Here is a 19,371-nt window from a genome sequence, read left to right as displayed (position 1 = left end):
TGTGCGACATGGTTGCTCCCCTGGTAGCGAGGGAGCACCGTCGCAGCCCGTACCGCGCGTGGCGAATGGGCTGGACAGCTCTGGCGCTGCTCGTCTGGGCGGGACCACGGGAACGGAGGACGGATGCCGCACGGCCGACGCCGCGCGCCGGATCGTCCTCCCGGGGGGAGAGGTCGCACCCGACCCGCTCACGGGATCGACCGCGACCGACGGCGTCAGATCCAGCCAGAGCGACCGCGTCACATCTGCCGCAGGCGGCGGTTCCAGGCGACCTCGGTGCCGAGCTGACCGGTCTCGGTGAAGAGTCTCACCTGGTGGGTGTCGGTCAGCGCAGCGGCGAGCTCTTCGCGGTCGGCGGGGACGAAGCCCAGACTCTGCCAGAACGGGCCCGAACGGCGGCTGAACAGCCAGGCGGTGCGGGCACCCTCGGCGGCCGCCTGGTCGAGGGCGAACCGGGCCAGAGCCGTGCCGCGCCCGCGAGACCGGGTCGCCGGGGCGACGGCAACGCTGCGGATGAGCGCGTGCGCACCGTCGGCGCTGAGCTCGTAGCCGGTGCTCCCGACGACCGCGCCGCTTTCATCCCGCTCGATCCACAGCCGTACCTCGGGGGCGTTGAGGCTGCTCAACGTCAGGTCGACCTCGCGGAGAAACGCGGTGAGCGCCGGCACGTCGGCGGCGCGGCATCGCTCCCGCGTCACGCGAGGGTCGTGGCATCCCGTGCCAGGGTCAGCGGCACGGCGCTGCTCCAGACCGGGGTTCCGGCATCCCATGTCCGTGTCAGCCCGCAGCGACCTCCGCCGCGGCCGCGCTAGGCGTCGACCGGATGGGGTGACCCGTGGTCGTCAGGCACCGGCCCGACGCAAGGTCCCACTTCCAGTCGTGCAGCGAGCAGGTGAGCACGCCGTTCTCGATCTTGCCGGTCTTCGTCAGGTCCGCGCGCAGGTGCGGGCAGCGGCGCTGCACGGTCCAGCCGTCGATCTCGGCGTCTTCGGTCTGATCCGACTGCTCGGCGTACCAGTTCTCGACGTACTCGATGCGGTCGCGCGAGAGGCACTTGAGGAACGTGGTGAGGAACTCGTTGAACTTGCCGGAGCGGCCCACCTCGAACTGCATCGACAGGAAGATCGAGTTCGACCAGTCGATCTCGTGGTCACGGATGTTCGTCGACACCAGGTCGGCGGGGATCGTGTACCAGTAGATGCACTCCTCGCCCGCGTACTCGCGCAGCTTTGCCTTCGGGAAGTCCACGACCATGTCGAGCTCGCCGATGCGGAAGCGCACCGCTCCCCCGACGCCGTTGCGGATCGTGCGGGCACGACGCAGCAGCGGCTCCCACCACTCCTTCAGCGCCGCGAGCATTTCGGCCGGCGGGATGATCTCGGCGCGGGATGCCTCTTCGGCCTGGATCTCGGCCTGGCGGCTGTCGCGCTGCTCCGCGAGGTAGTTCCACTTGTCGCCGAAGACGTGCTCGATCTCGTCATCGGTGTAGAGCGTCTGCGTGACGGTGACGTCGGACCCCTGCACCTCGACCTCGGTGCCGGGCAGGAACAGGTAGCCCTTCTGGTCGGGGCGCTGCTCCTTCATGTGGGCGAGGAACTCACGCTGATCGGTGAAGATCGAGTCGTTCTCGAGCCCCGTGCCGTTGTAGCGGAACAACGCCTCGCGCAGGAACATCGGCGGCCCGGCCATGGGGAAGACGTGCTCGGCATCCACCTTGTCGATGTAGTACATCGCGCGCTTGTTCTGCGCGTCGCGCTTGAGCTGCGCGAAATTCTGCTTGGCATCCTGGGGCAGGTCATAGACCATGGGCCACCAGATGGCACCCGAGACCTGGGTGAAGTACGCGTCGGGCTTGCCGAAGTCGAACAGCTTCTCCAGATCAAGGGGGTGCGAGTCGTTCTGGTTGAGGATGGATGCCGTGCCGTCGTCGACCGAGAGCGACGAGTCGCCGATGGGGCCGTCGGAGGGCGCGCGCAGCGGCGTCACCATGAGCTTCAGATCACCGAACTGCAGCGGGACGCCCGCCTCGGTGCGGACGAGGTTGGTGTACCCGAGGGAGATCAGGTCTTGCTCGAGGTCATCGGTGGGGTACTCGGGCAGGAGCACCTTGACGTCTTTCGGGACATAGCGCTCAAGCAGCGCCGGGTCGAAGTGGTCGCGGTGACGGTGCGAGATGTACAGGAAGTCCGCCTGGCCGAAGCGCTCCCACTCGAGCGCACGGTTATCCGGGAACGGGAACCACGAGCCGAAGAAGCTCGGACCGATGACGGGGTCGCACAGGATGCTGCCGCCCGCCGTCTCGATGAACATGCCCGCGTGGCCGAGGCCGGTGATTCTCATGTCGCTCCTGTGTCGTGGACGGAACCTGTCGAGTCTACGCGGGGGGTGCCTGAGTGGGCGGTGGGCGCGGCGGGTTCCGACGATGGATGCCGTGACCCGGCCGTCACGGCCCGAGCAGCCCCCGGATGTCGTCGGCGTCGAGCGCCGCGGCGAAGGCCTCGCCGTCGTCGATGACCGCGTCGAACAGGGCCGCCTTGCGGCGCTGCAGCGCGAGCACCTTCTCTTCGATCGTGCCCGCGGCGATGAGCCGGTAGACGAACACGCTCTTGTCCTGGCCGATGCGGTGGGCACGGTCGACGGCCTGGGCCTCGGCGGCGGGATTCCACCACGGGTCGAGCACGAACACGTACTCCGCCTCCGTGAGGGTGAGCCCGAAGCCCCCGGCCTTGAGGCTGATGAGGAACACCGGTGCCTCGCCCTCGCGGAACCCCGCCACCACCTCGCCGCGACGGGCCGTGCTGCCGTCGAGGTGCGCGTACGCGAGGCCCGCGGCATCCAGTCTTTCGGCTGCCATGTCGAGGAAGGAGGTGAACTGGCTGAACACCAGCGCCCGGTGGCCCTCGGCGGCGACCTCGACCAGGCGCTCGAGCAGCACGTCGAGCTTGGCGGACCCGAGGTGCGCGTCGCGCTCGTCGACGAGCCCCGGCGCGAGCGCGAGCATGCGCAGCAGCGTCAGCGAGCGGAACACGATGAACCGCTGCCGGTCGAGGTCGTCGAGCAGGCCGAGCACCTTCTGCCGCTCGCGCTGAAGCACCCGGTCGTAGACCTCCTGGTGGGCGGGGCCCAGGGAAACGGCGATCTCCTGCTCCTGCTTGGGCGGCAGGTCCGATGCCACGACGTCTTTCGTGCGGCGCAGGAGGAACGGCCGCACGCGTCGGCGGAGACGCTCGAGCATTCTCTCGCGGTGCGCGCTCGCCGCGTGCGCCGCGAGCTCGGTGGGGGCGTCGGTGGGTAGCTGCTCGATCGCGCGGGTGTAGTCCTCGCGGAACTGCCGGATCGAGGGGAACAGTCCCGGCGCGGTCAGGGCGAGCAGCGCCCACAGGTCGTCGAGGCCGTTCTCGATCGGGGTGCCGGTCGCGGCGAACACGGCGTCGGTGGTCAGCGCGGCGATCGCGCGATGGATGCGCGTCGCGGGGTTCTTCACGAACTGCGCCTCGTCGAGCACGACGCCCGACCAGTGCGGAACGGCGAACTCCCCGGCATCCGCGCGGACGACCCCGTACGACGCCACCACCACGTCGTTGTCGCCCGCGATCTCGGCGATCGTGCGGTCGCGGCGGACGGCCGTCGCCTCGACGACGGTGACGCGCAGGTCGGGGGCGAAGCGCGCGGCCTCGTCGCGCCACGTCGGCAGCACCGACGTGGGCGCGACGACCAACCACGGGCGTCCGTCGCCGCGCGCGCGGGTATGCGCGATGAGCGCGAGCAGCTGCAGCGTCTTTCCGAGCCCCATGTCGTCGGCCAGGATGCCGCCGAGCCGGTGCGCGTGCAGCAGCGCGAGCCACGACAGCCCCTCGCGCTGGTACGGGCGCAGCTCGGCGCGGAACCCGGGCGGCGTTGGCACGGCGGGGACGTCGGCGACGTCGCGAAGCGCCCGCGCGAGTCCGCGCCACTCGACCGCGGCCTCGGACTGATCGGCGAGGTCTTCGAACTCGGCCCACAGTGCCAGGTGCGTGCGTGGCAGGCGCGGACCGGTCTCCCACTCGTCGAGCGTCGCGGCCTCCTCGAGCAGATCGCGCAACCGTTGTAGCGCGGGGTGCGCGAGCGAGAACCACGCCCCGTCCGACAGCTTGATGCGCGTGCGGCCGCGCGAGAGGGCGCTGAAGAGCATTCCGAACGGGATGAGCCGTCCGTCGATGGTCACGACGATGCCGAGGTCGAGCCAGTCGCGGTCGAGCGACTCGACGGCGGTGATGCGCAGCGTCGGGTCGCCGCGCAGCTCGCGGAACGCGGGCCGCGTGCCCCGCGTGCGCACCCGCACCTCGTCGAGCACGTCGACGGCGGGCAGCACGCGGGCGGCGAACACCGCGGCATCCGCGTCGCGCAGCTTCGCACGGCCGGCGACGGGCAGATCGGATGCCGCCATCCACGCCGTCTCGAACCGCTCACCGATCTGCGCCTCGGCGCGCGGGTCCCGCTCCGGTCCGTCACCGCCGTCGTACGCGGCGCGGAATCCGCCCGGGTATGCCCACTCGAGCGTGTAGGCGACGGCGTCGTCGTCGAGGTAGGACACCTCGACCGTGAGCGTCGGCCGTGCCGGCGGCGGAGGCGGCACCCCCGCTCCCACCGACAACGGTGCCCGCCGGGCCAGCCGCGGATAGACCTCGCCGACGAACTCCCCCGCGTCGGCCGCCGGCACTTCGACCGCCGCGCGACCGATCAGCGATGGCAGCGGCGCAGGAAGCTCGACGGCGGCGAGCACCAGCGGCACGGGATCCCGATCGAGCTCGTACGCGAACAGCCCCGACGTGCCGATGGCGCGGGCGTGGGCGGCATCCACCCGGTGCCCGTCGATCTCGAGGTCGGCCGAGACGCGGAGCGCTCCCCCGCCGGCCGCCTCGAGGGCGACGCGGGCCACGGCTTCGACTCCCAGGCGCACGCTCTGCTGCGGGTGCATCGACACGATCGGGATGCCGAGCCCCGCCGCCCCGGCCAGGTGCGGCCACAGCAGGGGCGAGTCGACGGTGTCGAGGGCGACCGTGTCGCCGGACGCGGCGAAGGGCCCCGTCGTCCGCAACGCCTGCGCCAGCGCGTGCAGCTCGGCGAACCAGCGCACGTGCGCCGGGTCGAACCGGCCGGTGGAGCGGCGCACCGTGTCCCAGGCGGCATCCGCCTTGATCCAGGCCTCGCGGGCGCCGCGCACGAGGGGACGCGCGACGAGTTGCAGGTCGTCCTGCCGCTGGGCGAGCAGCCGCGGGGTCACCGGCACGACCGCGCGGGCCTCCCAGCGGGAAGGGTCGTAGGCCTCGCGCTGGCGCAGCTCGACGCCGAGGGCGAGCGCCTCGAACGCAAGCGGCTCGGTGCCGGGGAGGAGGTCACGCCACGTGGTCACGGAAGCATCCTGCCCGGTGCCTCCGACATCGGCTGCGCGATCCCGGGCATCCCGCAGCCATAAACGCCATCCGCGCACAGAAACGCGTGCACACCGTGTTTACGCGCGCGAATCGCGTTTATGCGTCCCACCGGCACCGCCGCGTGCGCGCCCGACGCCCCGCCCACCGCCCGAAAACGCCGCGACGCGGCCACCGGCGTGAGGCCGGGACCGCGTCGCAGAAGGTGCCGCGTGTTCAGGAAGAGCGCGCAATCCGCGCCAGCACGCCGTGCACGAACGAGCCGGAGTCGTCGGTGGAGAACTCCTTCGCGAGCTCCACGGCCTCGTCGATCGCGACGGCCGTGGGCACCTCGTCGTTGTAGAGGATCTCCCACGCGCCGATGCGCAGCAGGGCGCGGTCGACGGCGGGCATGCGCTGCAGCGACCAGTCCTTGGCGAACGTGGTGATCTGCTCGTCGATCGCGTCGCGGTTGTCGATCACGCCGTCGACGATGTCGCGCGCGTACAGCCACGAGGCCTGCCGGTCGGGCTCGGATGCCGCGCGCTTGGCCTCGGTGGCCAGCATGATCGGCAGTTCCTCACCGCGGACGTCGGCCTGGAACAGGATGTCGAGGGCGCGCTTTCGCGCCTTGGTGCGGGCGCTCAACGTCAGCTGATGCGGCCGAGGTACTCGCCGGTGCGAGTGTCGACCTTGATCTTCGTACCGGTCTCGAGGAACAGGGGCACCTGCATCTCGTAGCCCGTCTCGACGGTGGCGGGCTTGGTGCCGGCCGACGAGCGGTCGCCCTGCAGGCCCGGCTCGGTATAGGTGACCTCGAGGATGACCGACGGCGGCAGCTCGATGTAGAGCGGGTTGCCGTTGTTCAGCGCGATCTGCACCTGCTGGTTCTCGAGCAGGAAGTTCGCGGCGTCGCCGACGGTGGCCGCGCCCACGGTGATCTGGTCGTAGTCGGCGACGTCCATGAAGACGAAGCCCTCACCGTCGTTGTAGAGGTAGGTGAAGTCGCGGCGGTCGACGTTTTCGAGGTCGACCTTGGCGCCGGCGTTGAACGTGCGGTCGACGACCTTGCCGCTCATGACGTTCTTCAGCTTGGTGCGCACGAACGCGCCGCCCTTGCCGGGCTTGACGTGCTGGAACTCCACGACGCTCCAGAGCTGACCGTCGATGTTCAGGACGACGCCGTTCTTGATGTCTGCGGTGGATGCCATGAGTGCCGATGTTCCGTTTCGTGTGAGGAGAGGCGGCGCTCTGGCGCACGCCCAGCGGTCGAGTCTACGCGATGCCCCGCCGGAGGTGGGATCGGTCAGCCGTCGGCGCGCCCCGTGATCACCTCGACGAGCAGATCGACCGCCCGCGCGTATCCCGGGACGCCCTCGCCGATCACGTGCACGGCCGCGACGTCCTCGATGTAGGAGAAGTGCCGGAAGCTCTCGCGCTCCTTGATGTTCGAGATGTGCACCTCGGCGACGGGAAGATCCACGGATGCCAGGGCGTCGCGCAGCGCGACGGAGGTGTGCGTGAGTCCCCCGGCGTTGATCACGATGCCGGAGCAGTCCCGGCGCGCGGCGTGGATCTCGTCGATCAGCACGCCCTCGTGGTTGCTCTGCAGCGCGCGGACCTCGAATCCGTGCGCGGCGGCGGCTGCGGCCGTCACCCGCTCGACGTCGGCGAGGGTGTCGGAGCCGTAGATTTCGGGCTGGCGCGTGCCGAGGAGGTTCAGGTTCGGCCCGTTGAGGAGCAGCAGGCGGCGGGGCGTGGTCATGTCGGGCACGCTATCAGCGCTGTCCCTGGTCGGTGACGCGCCCCACAGGCGCGCGCCGGGGGCGTCAGCGAACCTACGCCCCGACTTCCTGGTACGCCGCGAACAGCAGCGACTCGTCGGGCGCCTGCAGCACGGTCGGGCGCGCGAGGTCGTCGAGCACGATGAAGCGCAGCATGCTGCCGCGGCTCTTCTTGTCGCGCTGCATCGTCGCCTTGAGCGTCTGGAAGGCACCGGCGCGGTAGGTGGTCGGAAGACCCAGAGACTCGAGCACGGTGCGGTGCCGCTGCGCGACCTCGTCCGACAGGCGGCCGGCCAGGCGCGACAGCTCGGCGGCGAAGACCATGCCCACCGAGATCGCCGCACCGTGGCGCCAGCGGTACCGCTCGGCGTGCTCGATCGCGTGGCCGAGGGTGTGCCCGTAGTTCAGCACCTCGCGAAGCCCCGCCTCCCGCAGGTCCTCCCCCACGACGCGCGCCTTCATGTCGATCGCGAGCTCGACGCAGCGGCGGAACGCGTCGCCGCGCGGGTCGACGATCCCCTCGGGGTCGGCTTCGATGAGGTCGAGGATCTCCGGATGCCAGATGAAGCCGGCCTTGACCACCTCGGCGAACCCGGCGGTCGCCTCGTTCTTCGACAGAGTCTCGAGCAGGTCGAGGTCGCACACGACGGCCACCGGCGGCCAGAACGCCCCGACGAGGTTCTTGCCCTCCGCGGTGTTGATGCCGGTCTTGCCACCCACGGCCGCGTCGACCATGCCGAGCACGGTCGTCGGCACCTGCACGAGCGCGACGCCGCGCAGCCAGGTGGCCGCGACGAAGCCGGCGAGGTCGGTGACCGCTCCCCCGCCGAAGCCGATGACGGCGTCGGTCCGGGTGAAGTCGGCCTGGCCCATCACCTGCCAGCAGAACGCCGCCACTTCCACGCGCTTGCCGGCCTCGGCATCCGGAATCTCGGCGAGCAGCACCTGCCGGTCACCGATCAGCTGGGCGCGCAGCGCCTCGGCCTGGGCAGAAAGCGTCGGCGGGTGCACGATGAGCACCTTCTGCGCCGCGGCGGGCAGCACGTCGCCGAGGCCGGCCAGCAGTCCGCGGCCGATCGTGATGTCGTAGCCGGCGTCACCGGCGACGCTGATGGTGGTGGTGTCGGTCATGCCGTCTCTCCGGCCGGCACACGGCGTGCCCAGGCCACGATGTCGTCGACGACCCGCGCGAGCGGGCCCGACGAGGTGTCGAATGCGATGTCGGCTGTCTGCTCGTACACGGGCCGCCGCTCGTCGAAGATGCGCTGCCAGCGGGCCACGGGGTCCTCGCCGTCGAGCAGGGGACGCTCGTCGCCGTGGATCCGGGATGCCACGACGTGCGCGGCCACGGTCAGCAGCACGACGTGGTGCTCGCGCAGGCGTTCGCGGGTCACCGGGTCGAGCACCGCTCCCCCGCCGAGCGCGACGACGCCGCCCCGGGCCAGGGCCTCGGCGACGGCCTCGCGCTCGAGCGCGCGGAAGTGCGCCTCGCCGTGGGCGAGGAACAGATCGCGGATGGGCCCGTGATCGCGCACCACGAGCTTGTCGGTGTCGGTGAACGAGGCCTCGAGTGCGCGGGCGACGCGGCGGCCGACGCTGGTCTTGCCCGCGCCCATCGGCCCGATGAGCACGATGGCCGCATCGAGCGCAGCGTCCGCGCCCGGGACCTCCGGCTTCGCGGAGTCGGCGTCGGACGGATCGAGCGTCACCGGCTCAGGCGAGGTCATGCGCGAGCAGCGCGGCGTCGGACGCGTCGGTGCTCCGCAGCGTCTCGGGGAGGTTCGCGAGGTAGCTGTCGAGGTTGCGACGCGTCTCGACGATGTTGTCGCCGCCGAACTTCTGCAGCACCTGGTCGGCGAGGGTGATCGCGACCATGGCCTCGGCCACCACACCGGCGGCCGGGACCGCGCAGACGTCGGAGCGCTGGTGGTGCGCGGCCGCGGTGTCGCCGGTGGCGACGTCGACCGTGCGCAGCGCCTTGGGGATCGTGGCGATCGGCTTCATGCCGGCGCGCACGCGCAGCACGGTGCCGGTCGACATGCCGCCCTCGGTACCGCCCGCGCGGTCGGACGAGCGCGTGATGCCGTCCTCCGTCGCGAACAGCTCGTCGTGGGCCTGCGAACCACGGCGTGTGGTGGTGAGGAAGCCGTCGCCGACCTCGACGCCCTTGATGGCCTGGATGCTCATGAGCGCCTGGGCGAGCTTGGCATCCAGTCGGCGATCCCACTGCACGTGGGAGCCGAGCCCGGGCGGCAGGCCGTAGGCGAGCACCTCGACGACACCGCCGAGCGTGTCGCCGGCCTTCTTCGCGTCGTCGACCTCGGCGACCATCGCCGCGCTGGTCTCGGGGTGGAAGCACCGCAACGGGTCGGCGTCGAGGCGGTCGACGTCGTCGGGCGCGGGGATCGGGGCGTCCTCGGGCACGCGCACGGGACCGATGGACAGCGTGTGGCTGACCAGACGGATGCCGAGCTCGCCGAGGAACGAACGGGCGACGGCGCCGAGCGCCACACGCGCCGCCGTCTCGCGCGCCGAGGCGCGCTCGAGGATCGGGCGGGCCTCGTCGAAGCCGTACTTCTGCATGCCGACGAGGTCGGCGTGGCCGGGACGCGGACGCGTCAGCGCCGCGCCGCGACCGCGCGACTTGTCGGAGAGCTCGACGGGCTCGGGGCTCATGACCTCGGTCCACTTCGGCCACTCGGTGTTGCCGATGCGCAGCGCGATGGGGCTGCCGATGGTGAAGCCGTGCACGATGCCCGTCGACAGCGACAGCTCGTCTTCCTCGAACTTCATGCGCGAGCCGCGGCCGTAACCGAGGCGTCGGCGCGCGAGCTCGGCACGGATCTGCGCGGACGAGATGGGGACGCCGGCCGGCATCCCCTCCATGAGGGCGATGAGTTCGGGGCCGTGGGACTCGCCGGCCGTGAGAACGCGAAGCATTCGTCTAGTCTCCCACGAGCGCGGCGCGCATTGCGGCCAGCACCGCGTCCTCGCGGTCGAGCGGAAGCGCGGGGTCGCCGGCGACGAAGACACGCACCTGCAGCAGCGCCTGGTGCAGCAGCATCCCGAGCCCGTCGTGCGCGGCGACGCCCGCGCGCTCCCACGCCTGTGCGAGCGGCGTGGGCCATCCGCCATAGACGACGTCGACGAGGGGCCCCGAGGTGGATGCCAGGGCGTCGGCCACCGCGCCCAGGTCGGTTCCCCCGGGAAGGGCCGCGATCGTGGCGTCGACGGGATCGAGGTCTGCGGATTCGAGGGCGCCGATGCGCACGTCGAGACCGAGAGCGGTTCCCAGCCTCTGCAGCGCTTCGGCCGCGCCGACGCGACGCGCCCGCACCTCGACTTCTGCCGCACCCGCGCGACACGCCGCCACCACCGCCGAGGTCGCGGTCGCTCCCGCTCCGAGCACACGGATCCTGCGGGGAGTGCCGACCCCGTGCTCCTGAAGCGCCCGCGCGAGGCCACCGACGTCGGTGTTGAAGCCGCGCGGACCGTCGGCGGTGAGGAGGAACGTATTCACGGCGCCGGTCAGGCGCGCGTCGTCGTCGAGCGAGACCGCGGTACGAGCCGCGACCTGCTTGAGCGGCATCGTGAGCGAGAGGCCGCGCCAGGTGGCATCCAGCTCCGCGACGCGCGCCGCGAACGCGGACTCGCCGACGCGTTCGCGGCCGTACTCCCAGTCCAGGCCGAGCGCACCGTACGCCGCCGCGTGCAGTCGGGGCGACCGCGAGTGCGTGATCGGGTCGCCCCAGACGGCGAGGCGCGGCGGTGCGTTCAGCATCCCGAGTCGGGGTTGTCGGCGCACCACGCGCGCCACTGCGCGACGGCCTTCTCGTGCTCGCTGTAGGTCGATGTGAACACGGTCTCACCGGTGTCGAGGTTGACGGTCACGAAGTACAGCCACGGACCGTCGACCGGCTTCATGGCGGCGTCGATGGCGAGATCACCCGGGTTCGCGATCGGTCCGACCGGCAGCCCGGGGTGGATGTAGGTGTTCCACGGGTTGTCGTCGTTGCGGGCCTCGGTCGAGGTGCTCACCGAACCGCTGCCCATCTCGCCCGCGCCGTACTGCACCGTGGAGTCCATCTCGAGCTTGCCGAAGGTCTCCTGATTGCTCGGCTGCAGGCGGTTCTCGATGACCCGCGAGACCTTGTAGAAGTCGTCGCTGCTGCGCGCCTCGCGCTCGATGATCGACGCGATGATCAGGATGCGCTCGCGATCGTCGACGGGAACCCCCGCGGTGTCGAGCGACTGGATCGTCCGCTGCACCATGCGCTGGATCACCTGTCGGGCGGTGACGCCCTCGTCGAAGTCGTAGGTGGCGGGGAAGATCCATCCCTCGAGGCTCGAGGCCGGCACGCCGTACTGCGACGGGTCCGCGACGGCGGCGTCGAGGTCGGCGCGCGGGATGCCGATCTGCTCCGAGATGAGTTCGAGCGACTGGTTCAGCGTTAGACCCTCGCGCAACTGCACGGAGTAGTTGAGGCGGTTCGCCGGATTGCGCAGAGCGGTGAGCACCGCTTCGGAGGTCATCTGCTGCTGCAGCTTGTAGACGCCGGGCTGGAAGGTGAAGACCACGCCGTTGTCGACCATGAACGTGTACAGCGAGTTCGAGGCCTTCGTGACACCCGCCTCGAACAGCTTGGGTGAGACGGACTCTCCCGTGTCGCCGGCGACGATGGTGATACGCGCCTCGCCCGTGGCCTGGCCGGCCTCGAAATCGGTAGGTTCGCTCGCCCCGAAGAATGCCTGCACGCGTTCGCCGTACGTGTTCCACAGGGCGACGCCGCCGCCGACGATGCCGCCGAGGATCAGCACGACCACGCCCAGCGCGATCCAGCCGCCGACACGACGCCGCTTCTTCGCCGGGCGCGGCGGCGGCGAGCCGATCTCGTGCGTCGTGGTCTCGCCGGTGAAGAGGTCTTCGAGCGAACCCGAGCCGGTCGCTCCGTGGGCTGGGGTCGTCGGAGCCGCCGCGACGGCGGCGCCGACGAGCGCGGCCGTGCGCTCTCGTGCCGGTTCGTCGATATGCGGCTCCTCGGCGCGCCGGGCGGCGTCGGCTCGACCCGCCGGGGCGGCGGTGGATGCCGAGATGCCGGGGCCCGCGGGAGCGGCGGTGCGTCGGGGTCCGGGCTCTTGGGCGCGGCGCGCGGCGTCGGGTCGCCGGGTGGGCGGGTTCGGCGCGGTCGCGGGAGCCGTGGCATCTGGCGTCGCGGCGGCTGCCGCGCGCGGAGCGGGTACCGACGTGGTCTCCCGCGACCGGGAGGGCGCGGGCGTCGCACCCGGGTCCCCGACGCCGTGCGGTGCACGGGCGTCTTCGCCGGCGCCGGCGGCCGTCTTCCCTGTCGCCGGTGCAGAGCCGCTCGCCGACGTCGGGGTGGGGCCGGTCGTGCCGCGGCGCGCTTCGCGCGCGGCACGGCGCGACGGCGCAGCGCCGGCCGCGTCGGGCGATGCAGCACGAGCGCCGGTGCGCGGGTCGGGAAGACGCCCGAACAGGTCGGCGAACCTGTCGTTCTCGGGAGAGTCGTTCGGGGGGGAATCGTTCTCAGGCATGTCGGTCGGGCTCCTGTCCCGGTGTGACGGCGGGTCCGGCCGGGGCACCGGACTGTCGCTCCACGTCGAGCGCCTGCTGCAGAAGCACCACGGCGGCGACTTGGTCCACAATGCTACGAGACTCCCGCTGGGAGCGCCCTGCCTCCCGCAGCGCGCCGTGCGCCGAGACCGTACTGAGCCGCTCGTCGACGAGGCGTACCGGCATCGGCAGCGCCGTGGCCAACGCTGTTGCGAACGCCCGTGCGTCGGTCGTCGAGGGCGTGTCCTCTCCGCGCAGGTTCAAGGGGAGACCGACCAGCACCTCGAAGGCCTCGTACTCAGCGGCTAGCGCGGCGATGCGGCGGACGGGCTCTCCCTTGCGCGGAACCGTCTCCACGGGCACGGCGAGGACTCCGTCCGGGTCGGAGCGGGCCACGCCTACGCGGGCCCGCCCGACATCGATCCCGAGGCGGATGCCGCGCCGGAAGTCGGTCACGCGGTGGTCGCCCGCACGTCGGCGACGATGCCCTCGAGCGCCCGGGGCAGGGCCGCCGCATCGGTTCCGCCGCCCTGTGCGACATCCGGGCGTCCCCCACCGCCACCGCCGAGCACACCTGCAGCGGCCTTGGCCAGCGCGCCGGCGGCGAGGCCGCGATCGCGGGCGGCGTCGTTGGTGACGACGACGACCGTCGCGCGCCCACCCGCGACCGAGGCCAGAGCGACGACGACGGGGTCCGATCCCAGGCGGTCGCGCACCTGGAGCGCGAGCGAGCGCACGTCGTCGGCCGACGCGCCCTCGCCGAGGCTCTCGGCGACGACCCGCACCGAGCCGACGACCACGGCCGATTCGACGAGCTGCGGAAGGCGATTCGTCAGGGCCTGCGCCTCGAAGGCGGCGATCTTCTTCTCGGCGGCCTTGAGGCTCGCAGACAGCTCCGCGATGCGGGTGGTGAGCTGCTCGCGCGGCGTCTTGAGCGACGTCGACAGCTGCGAGACGATCGCACGTTCGGCCGCGAGGTCGCGGAAGGCGTCGAGACCGACGAGAGCCTCCACACGGCGGTTCGAGGCGCCGACAGACTGCTCGCCGACGAGGTTCACCAGGCCGATCTCGGAGCTGCGGGCCACGTGCGTGCCGCCGCAGAGTTCGCGCGACCAGGGGCCGCCGATGTCGACCATGCGCACGGTGTCGCCGTACTTCTCGCCGAACAGGGCCATCGCGCCGGCGGCCTTCGCCTCGTCGAGCGACATCACGCGCGTGGTGACCTCGAGGTTGTCGCGCACCGCGTTGTTGGCGATCTCCTCGATCTCGGTGCGTGTCTCGGGTGAGAGCGCCGCACTCCAGCTGAAGTCGAAGCGCATGTAGCCGGCACGGTTGAGTGATCCGGTCTGTGTCGCCGACTGTCCGAGCGTGTCGCGGATGGCGGCGTGCACGAGGTGCGTCGCCGAGTGCGCCTGCTGCGCAGCGTGTCGGTTCAGCGCGTCGACGATGGTCGTGGCCGCAGCCCCCACCGACACCTCGCCCGTGGTGACCTCGACCGTGTGGCTGATCAGTCCGGGCACCGGGCGCTGCACGTCGAGCACCTCGAGCTCGTAGCCCGGGCCGACGATGGTGCCCTTGTCGGCGACCTGGCCGCCGGACTCGGCGTACAACGCCGTCTCGGCGGTGATGATCTCGGCGATCTGCCCCTCCGCGGCGCGGTCGGTGCCGTGGCCGTCGACGAGGATGCCGAGCACGGTCGACTCGGTCTGCAGCTCGGTGTACCCGGTGAAGACCGTCTCGCCGATCGCGCGGAACTGTCGGTACGCGCTCTGGTCGGCGATGGCGCCCTTTCGGGCGCGAGCGTCAGCCTTCGCGCGTGCGCGCTGTTCCTGCATGAGCTGATCGAAGGCGCCACGGTCGACCGAGAGGCCGGCCTCCTCGGCGATCTCGAGCGTCAGGTCGATGGGGAAACCGTAGGTGTCGTGCAGGAGGAACGCTTCGGAACCCGACAGGGTGGTGCTCCCGCCGTCCTTGGCCTCGGCGACCGACTGGTCGAGAATGGCGGAGCCCGCCGCGAGCGTGCGCAGGAAGGTCTGCTCCTCGGCGATCGCGTACGCCGAGAGGCGGGCGGTACTCGGTCTCGACCTCGGGGTAGGACTCCTTCATCGCGTCGCGCGAGGCGGCGAACAGCTGGGGGAAGGTCGCCCCCTCGACGCCCAGCAGACGCATGGAACGGATGGCGCGGCGCATGATGCGGCGCAGGATGTAACCGCGTCCCTCGTTCGAGGGTGTCACGCCGTCGGCGAGCAGCATGAGCGAGGACCGCACGTGGTCGGCGACGATGCGCAGTCGTACGTCGTCTTCGTGCGACTCGTTGCCGTACTGCTTCCCCGCGAGCGATGCCGCGAGGTCAAGGACAGGGCGCACCTGGTCGGTCTCGTACATGTTGTCGACGCCCTGCTTGATGAACGCGATGCGCTCCAAGCCCATGCCGGTGTCGATGTTCTTGGCAGGGAGCTCGCCGACGATGTCGAAGTCGTACTTCGAGGTCACGTTGGTGATCTCGTACTGCATGAAGACGAGGTTCCAGATCTCGACGTACCGGTCGTCGTCGGTGGCGGGTCCCCCGTCGATGCCGTACGCGGGACCGCGGTCGAAGAAGATCTCCGAGCAGGGACCCGCGGGACCGGGCAGACCGGTCGACCAGTAGTTCGTGTCCTTTCCGAGGCGCTGGATCCGCTCCTCGGGCAGGGTGCTGAGACGGCGCCACAGGTCGTGCGCCTCGTCGTCCTCTTCGTAGACGGTGACCCAGAGGTCCTTCGGGTCGAAGGCGAGGCCGCCCTCGGACTCGGGGGAGGTGAGCAGCTCCCACGCGAAGCGGATCGCGCCCTCTTTGAAGTAGTCCCCGAAAGACCAGTTGCCGAGCATCTGGAAGAAGGTGCCGTGGCGGGGGGTCTTGCCGACCTCTTCGATGTCGTTGGTGCGGATGCACTTCTGCACGTCGGCCGCACGCGGGTACGGCGGCGGCACGACACCGCTGAGGTACGGGATGAAGGGCACCATGCCCGCGACGGTGAACAGCAGAGCCGGGTCGTCGGTGACGAGCGAGGCCGAAGGGACGATCGTGTGGTTCTTCTTCTCGAAGAAGTCGAGGAAGCGCTGGGCGATCTCGGCGGTTTTCATGTCGGGTCTTTCCGTGCGCGAGCGGTAACGGCCCCGGCGGTGGGGACCGAGGGTCGGGTGGTCAGTCGGAGGAAGAGACGGCTTTCTTGGCGTCGGCGGTGGTGTCGTCGAGGACCTCGGTCGAGCGGTCGACGGCGGCGGCGACCCCCTTCGCGTCGTCGATGATCTCGGACAGCCGCGTCTCCTGCTGGTGGTAGGCGTCGCTCATGTGATCGGTGAATTCACCGATGCGGGAGTCGAGCTGCGCGAGCAGTTCCTGTCCGCGAGGGTCTTTGTTGACGAGGTGCGCGGCGACGAAGCCGCCGGCGATGCCCAACGCGAACCAGACGAGGCTTTTCACGATCACCACTTCTTCCTCGATACGACGCCGCGGTCGCGGCATTCTTCATCGTAGGCGACGGCCCCCTCGCCGCGCGCGACCGGCTTCTGAGTGGATGACATGCGCCCGGCCGGGATGTCCCGGGAGTGGCCGCGGCGACGCGGGAGCGCGGCCGGGAATGACAACGGGAATGGCGTGGAATGACAATGGGTCGGGCGAGAGCCCGACCCGACGACGGGAAAGGGCGCCGGGAAAACCCGACGCCCTTCCGTGCTCGCTGGGATCAGCGGGCGGCGTAGTACTCGACGACGAGTTGCACGTCACACGTGACGGGCACCTCGGCGCGCTTGGGGCGACGCACGAGCTTCGCCTGGAGCGTCGAGAGGTCGACCTCGAGGTAACCGGGAACGGGGGGCAGCACCTCGGCGTGCCCACCGGCGGCGGCGACCTGGAAGGGCTCGAGGCCCTCGCTCTTCGGCTTGACGTGGATCTGCTGACCCGGCTTCACGCGGAACGACGGGCGGTCCACGAGCTGGCCGTCGACCAGGATGTGGCGGTGCACGACGAGCTGGCGAGCCTGCGCGGTGGTGCGGGCGAAGCCCGAACGCACGACGAGGGCGTCCAGGCGCATCTCGAGCAGCTCGACCAGGTTCTCACCGGTCAGGCCGTCGGTACGGCGGGCCTCGTTGAACGCGATGCGCAGCTGCTTCTCGCGGATGCCGTACTGCTCGCGCAGACGCTGCTTCTCGCGCAGACGCACGGCGTAGTCGCTGTCGGCCTTGCGCTTGGTGCGGCCGTGCTCACCCGGAGCGTAGGGACGCTTCTCGAGGTAACGGGCGGCCTTGGGGGTGAGTGCGACGCCGAGGGCGCGCGACAGACGCACCTTGCGGCGGTCCTGAGACTTCGTGGTCACGAAGTTCTCCTTCCGATGACGCGGCCGCGCGTTTCGCGGCTCGCGGGCGTATCGCCCCCTTCCGCCCGATCCGGAGCGCACGCCGGGGCGCACCGGAAGGTGATCACAGGAAGGAGGGGATGCCCGAAAACCCTGTTTCGAGCCGATTCATGCTACCAGAGCGGGCGGATACCACCGATGGCCACGTCATTTCCCGTCGAGGATGCGGCGGATCTTCTCCAGACGTACCGACACGTCGCGCTCGGCGCCGTGGTTCGTCGGCTCGTAGTACCGGCGCCCGCGCAGCTCATCGGGAAGGTATTGCTGGGTGACGATGCCGATCTCGCTGTCATGCGCGTACTTGTATCCCTTGCCGTGGCCCAGGCGTTTCGCGCCCGGATAGTGCGCGTCGCGCAGATGCATCGGCACGCGCCCGAACCCACCGGCCCGCACGTCGGCGATGGCGGCGTTGATGGCGTTGTACGCGGCGTTGGACTTCGCGGTCGTCGCGAGGTACACGGTGGCCTCGGCGAGCGGGATGCGACCCTCGGGCATGCCGATGAAGGCCACGGCGTCGGCTGCGGCGACGGCGATCTGCAGGGCCTGCGGGTCGGCCATCCCGACGTCTTCCGCGGCCGAGATCACCAACCGCCGGGCGATGAAGCGCGGATCCTCCCCCGCCTCGATCATGCGGGCCAGATAGTGGATCGCGGCATCCGGGTCCGATCCACGCACCGACTTGATGAAGGCGCTGATCACGTCGTAGTGCTCGTCGCCCTGGCGGTCATAGCGCAGAAGGGCGCGATCGACGGCCTGGGCGATGTGATCGGCGGTGACGACCGGCGGCTCGGCGGGGTCTTCGCCAACGGCGGGGGTCTCGGCATCCGGTTCGTCGTCGTCGGAATCGTCGTCGTCGGGCGGGGCGGTCGGCGACGACAAGCCGGCGTCGTCAGCCGCGACCGCTGCCGCAGCCTCGAGAGCCGTCAGAGCGCGGCGGGCGTCTCCGGAAGCCAGGCGCACGAGCGCTGCGCGTGCCTCATCGTCGAGCATGACGCGACCCGCGAGGCCGCGGGGATCGGTGACGGCGCGATCGACCAGGGCTCCGAGGTCGTCGTCGCCCAACGGTCGCAGCGTGAGCAGCAGCGACCGGGAGAGGAGAGGCGAGATGACGGAGAAGGAGGGATTCTCGGTGGTCGCGGCGATGAGCACGACCCAGCCGTTCTCGACGCCGGGAAGGAGCGCGTCTTGCTGCGCCTTGGTGAAACGGTGGATCTCGTCGAGGAAGAGAATGGTCGACTGTCCGTACAGATCGCGCTGCGTCAGCGCCTCTTGCATGACTTCGCGCACGTCTTTCACTCCCGCCGTGATGGCGGACAACTCCACGAAGCGCCGGCCGGAGGACCGTGCGATCGCCTGCGCCAACGTCGTCTTCCCGGTGCCCGGAGGCCCCCACAGGATCACCGACACGGCGGAACCGGATGCCGACGAGTCGGTGGTGGCGAGGGTGACCAATGGCGAGCCGGGCCGCAGCAGGTGCCCTTGCCCGGCGACCTCGTCGAGGCTCACCGGGCGCATGCGCACCGCCAGCGGGGTCTGGCCCTGGAAGAGAGCGGAGGATCTGGTCACCTCCCCAGGCTAGCCGGGGCCTCCGACAGCGGCCGGTGCCAGTTCGCAACGCGCCCGTGCGCGGGCGGTGGGTGCGCCGGTGCGTAGGATCGTTTCGCCGGTCCGAGCAGGAGGTCGATGTGGTGACACGGGGAAAAGACCGCCAGACGAAGGAGCAGCGCGAGCGTGCCCGCGCCTATCGTGCGCGGGTCGAGCTGCACGAGCGGCAGAGGCGGCGCCGTCGCCGCGACAATGTGATCGGCCTCGGGGTCGGGCTCGTCGTCATCCTGGGGGCATGCGCGCTGCAGACGGCGTACTTCGTCGCGGGTCCCGGCGCTCCCGCTCCCGCCGTCTCCGACGCGCCGACGCCCGAGCCGACGTCCGCTTCGGCGACGCCGACCTCTGCACCGGCCGGGTGAGCCGGGGAGCGATCCTGTTCCGCGCCTGCGGCTCGTACTAGGCTCGGAGGGTCCTTCTCCCCCAGGCGGTCCTGCCGCGATGAGGTGCTATCCGTGACTTCCGCTCCCACCCCCGAGAACTCCGACCCGCGCGACGACGCGAGCGACGGAGAACTCGTTCCCTCCACCGCGCCCGAGGCCGAGGCGTCCGGCGACCTGGTCGACCGCGATGCCGTGGCGGCTGATTCGGCCGTCGGCGAGACCGAAGCGGCCTCCGACGCCGTCGAG

16 protein-coding genes and 1 pseudogene are annotated in these 19,371 nt (G+C 70.8%); 1 reads left to right on the top strand and 16 read right to left on the bottom strand.

Annotated features, from left to right (window positions below; translation table 11 throughout):
• Nucleotides 1-239 precede the first annotated feature (239 nt).
• The 16 genes and pseudogenes from QE412_RS04195 to QE412_RS04120 form a co-directional block, all read right to left on the bottom strand.
• Nucleotides 240-698, bottom strand: a complete 459-nt coding sequence (locus QE412_RS04195; protein WP_307480518.1) for a GNAT family N-acetyltransferase — start codon at nt 696-698, stop codon at nt 240-242.
• 79 nt (nt 699-777) lie between these two features.
• Nucleotides 778-2,340: an MBL fold metallo-hydrolase gene (locus tag QE412_RS04190; RefSeq protein ID WP_307480515.1), complete on the bottom strand. Its 1,563-nt coding sequence runs from the start codon at nt 2,338-2,340 to the stop codon at nt 778-780.
• A 103-nt stretch (nt 2,341-2,443) separates the two neighbouring features.
• Nucleotides 2,444-5,392: a DEAD/DEAH box helicase gene (locus QE412_RS04185; protein ID WP_307480512.1), complete on the bottom strand. Its 2,949-nt coding sequence runs from the start codon at nt 5,390-5,392 to the stop codon at nt 2,444-2,446.
• 235 nt (nt 5,393-5,627) lie between these two features.
• Nucleotides 5,628-6,038 carry a transcription antitermination factor NusB gene (gene nusB / locus QE412_RS04180; protein ID WP_307480509.1) on the bottom strand — a complete coding sequence of 137 codons (411 nt, stop codon included), beginning with the start codon at nt 6,036-6,038 and terminating at the stop codon, nt 5,628-5,630.
• Nucleotides 6,039-6,040: 2 nt separating this feature from the next.
• The gene (gene efp / locus QE412_RS04175) at nt 6,041-6,601 is read right to left on the bottom strand and encodes an elongation factor P (protein ID WP_076675522.1); all 561 of its coding nucleotides are present in this window, start codon (nt 6,599-6,601) and stop codon (nt 6,041-6,043) included.
• Nucleotides 6,602-6,696: 95 nt separating this feature from the next.
• Nucleotides 6,697-7,155: a type II 3-dehydroquinate dehydratase gene (locus QE412_RS04170; RefSeq protein ID WP_307480505.1), complete on the bottom strand. Its 459-nt coding sequence runs from the start codon at nt 7,153-7,155 to the stop codon at nt 6,697-6,699.
• Nucleotides 7,156-7,228: 73 nt separating this feature from the next.
• Complete coding sequence (gene aroB / locus QE412_RS04165; RefSeq protein WP_307480502.1) at nt 7,229-8,305, bottom strand: 3-dehydroquinate synthase; 1,077 nt, start codon at nt 8,303-8,305, stop codon at nt 7,229-7,231.
• Entirely contained in the window at nt 8,302-8,790 is a 489-nt protein-coding gene (locus tag QE412_RS04160; protein ID WP_307487013.1) for a shikimate kinase, read from the bottom strand. The genes aroB and QE412_RS04160 overlap by 4 nt, the downstream gene beginning before the upstream one ends.
• A gap of 97 nt (nt 8,791-8,887) precedes the next feature.
• Entirely contained in the window at nt 8,888-10,114 is a 1,227-nt protein-coding gene (gene aroC / locus QE412_RS04155; RefSeq protein ID WP_307480499.1) for a chorismate synthase, read from the bottom strand.
• Nucleotides 10,115-10,118: 4 nt separating this feature from the next.
• Nucleotides 10,119-10,955, bottom strand: coding sequence for a shikimate dehydrogenase (locus tag QE412_RS04150; protein WP_307480497.1), 837 nt, complete (start codon nt 10,953-10,955; stop codon nt 10,119-10,121).
• Nucleotides 10,949-12,727 (bottom strand): endolytic transglycosylase MltG, encoded by a 1,779-nt coding sequence (mltG, locus tag QE412_RS04145; RefSeq protein ID WP_307480495.1) that lies wholly within the window; start codon nt 12,725-12,727, stop codon nt 10,949-10,951. Before mltG ends, QE412_RS04150 begins: the two co-directional genes overlap by 7 nt.
• The gene (gene ruvX, locus QE412_RS04140; protein ID WP_307480493.1) at nt 12,720-13,202 is read right to left on the bottom strand and encodes a Holliday junction resolvase RuvX; all 483 of its coding nucleotides are present in this window, start codon (nt 13,200-13,202) and stop codon (nt 12,720-12,722) included. The genes mltG and ruvX overlap by 8 nt, the downstream gene beginning before the upstream one ends.
• Nucleotides 13,199-15,869, bottom strand: a pseudogene (gene alaS, locus QE412_RS04135) (alanine--tRNA ligase). Before alaS ends, ruvX begins: the two are co-directional and overlap by 4 nt.
• A gap of 61 nt (nt 15,870-15,930) precedes the next feature.
• Complete coding sequence (locus QE412_RS04130; protein ID WP_307480489.1) at nt 15,931-16,215, bottom strand: ATPase; 285 nt, start codon at nt 16,213-16,215, stop codon at nt 15,931-15,933.
• 256 nt (nt 16,216-16,471) lie between these two features.
• Entirely contained in the window at nt 16,472-17,101 is a 630-nt protein-coding gene (rpsD, locus tag QE412_RS04125; RefSeq protein WP_013586600.1) for a 30S ribosomal protein S4, read from the bottom strand.
• A gap of 186 nt (nt 17,102-17,287) precedes the next feature.
• The gene (locus tag QE412_RS04120; RefSeq protein WP_307480486.1) at nt 17,288-18,706 is read right to left on the bottom strand and encodes a replication-associated recombination protein A; all 1,419 of its coding nucleotides are present in this window, start codon (nt 18,704-18,706) and stop codon (nt 17,288-17,290) included.
• A 119-nt stretch (nt 18,707-18,825) separates the two neighbouring features.
• Between QE412_RS04120 and QE412_RS04115 the strand changes: the two genes are divergently transcribed.
• On the top strand, nt 18,826-19,104 hold the full coding sequence (locus QE412_RS04115; protein WP_307480484.1) for a dioxygenase: 279 nt from the start codon (nt 18,826-18,828) through the stop codon (nt 19,102-19,104).
• Nucleotides 19,105-19,371: the final 267 nt, after the last annotated feature.

This window comes from Microbacterium trichothecenolyticum (assembly GCF_030818955.1).
GTDB lineage: Bacteria > Actinomycetota > Actinomycetes > Actinomycetales > Microbacteriaceae > Microbacterium > Microbacterium trichothecenolyticum_B.
Note: the sequence above shows the minus strand (reverse complement) of the source record. Positions and strands in the feature narration are given on the sequence as shown.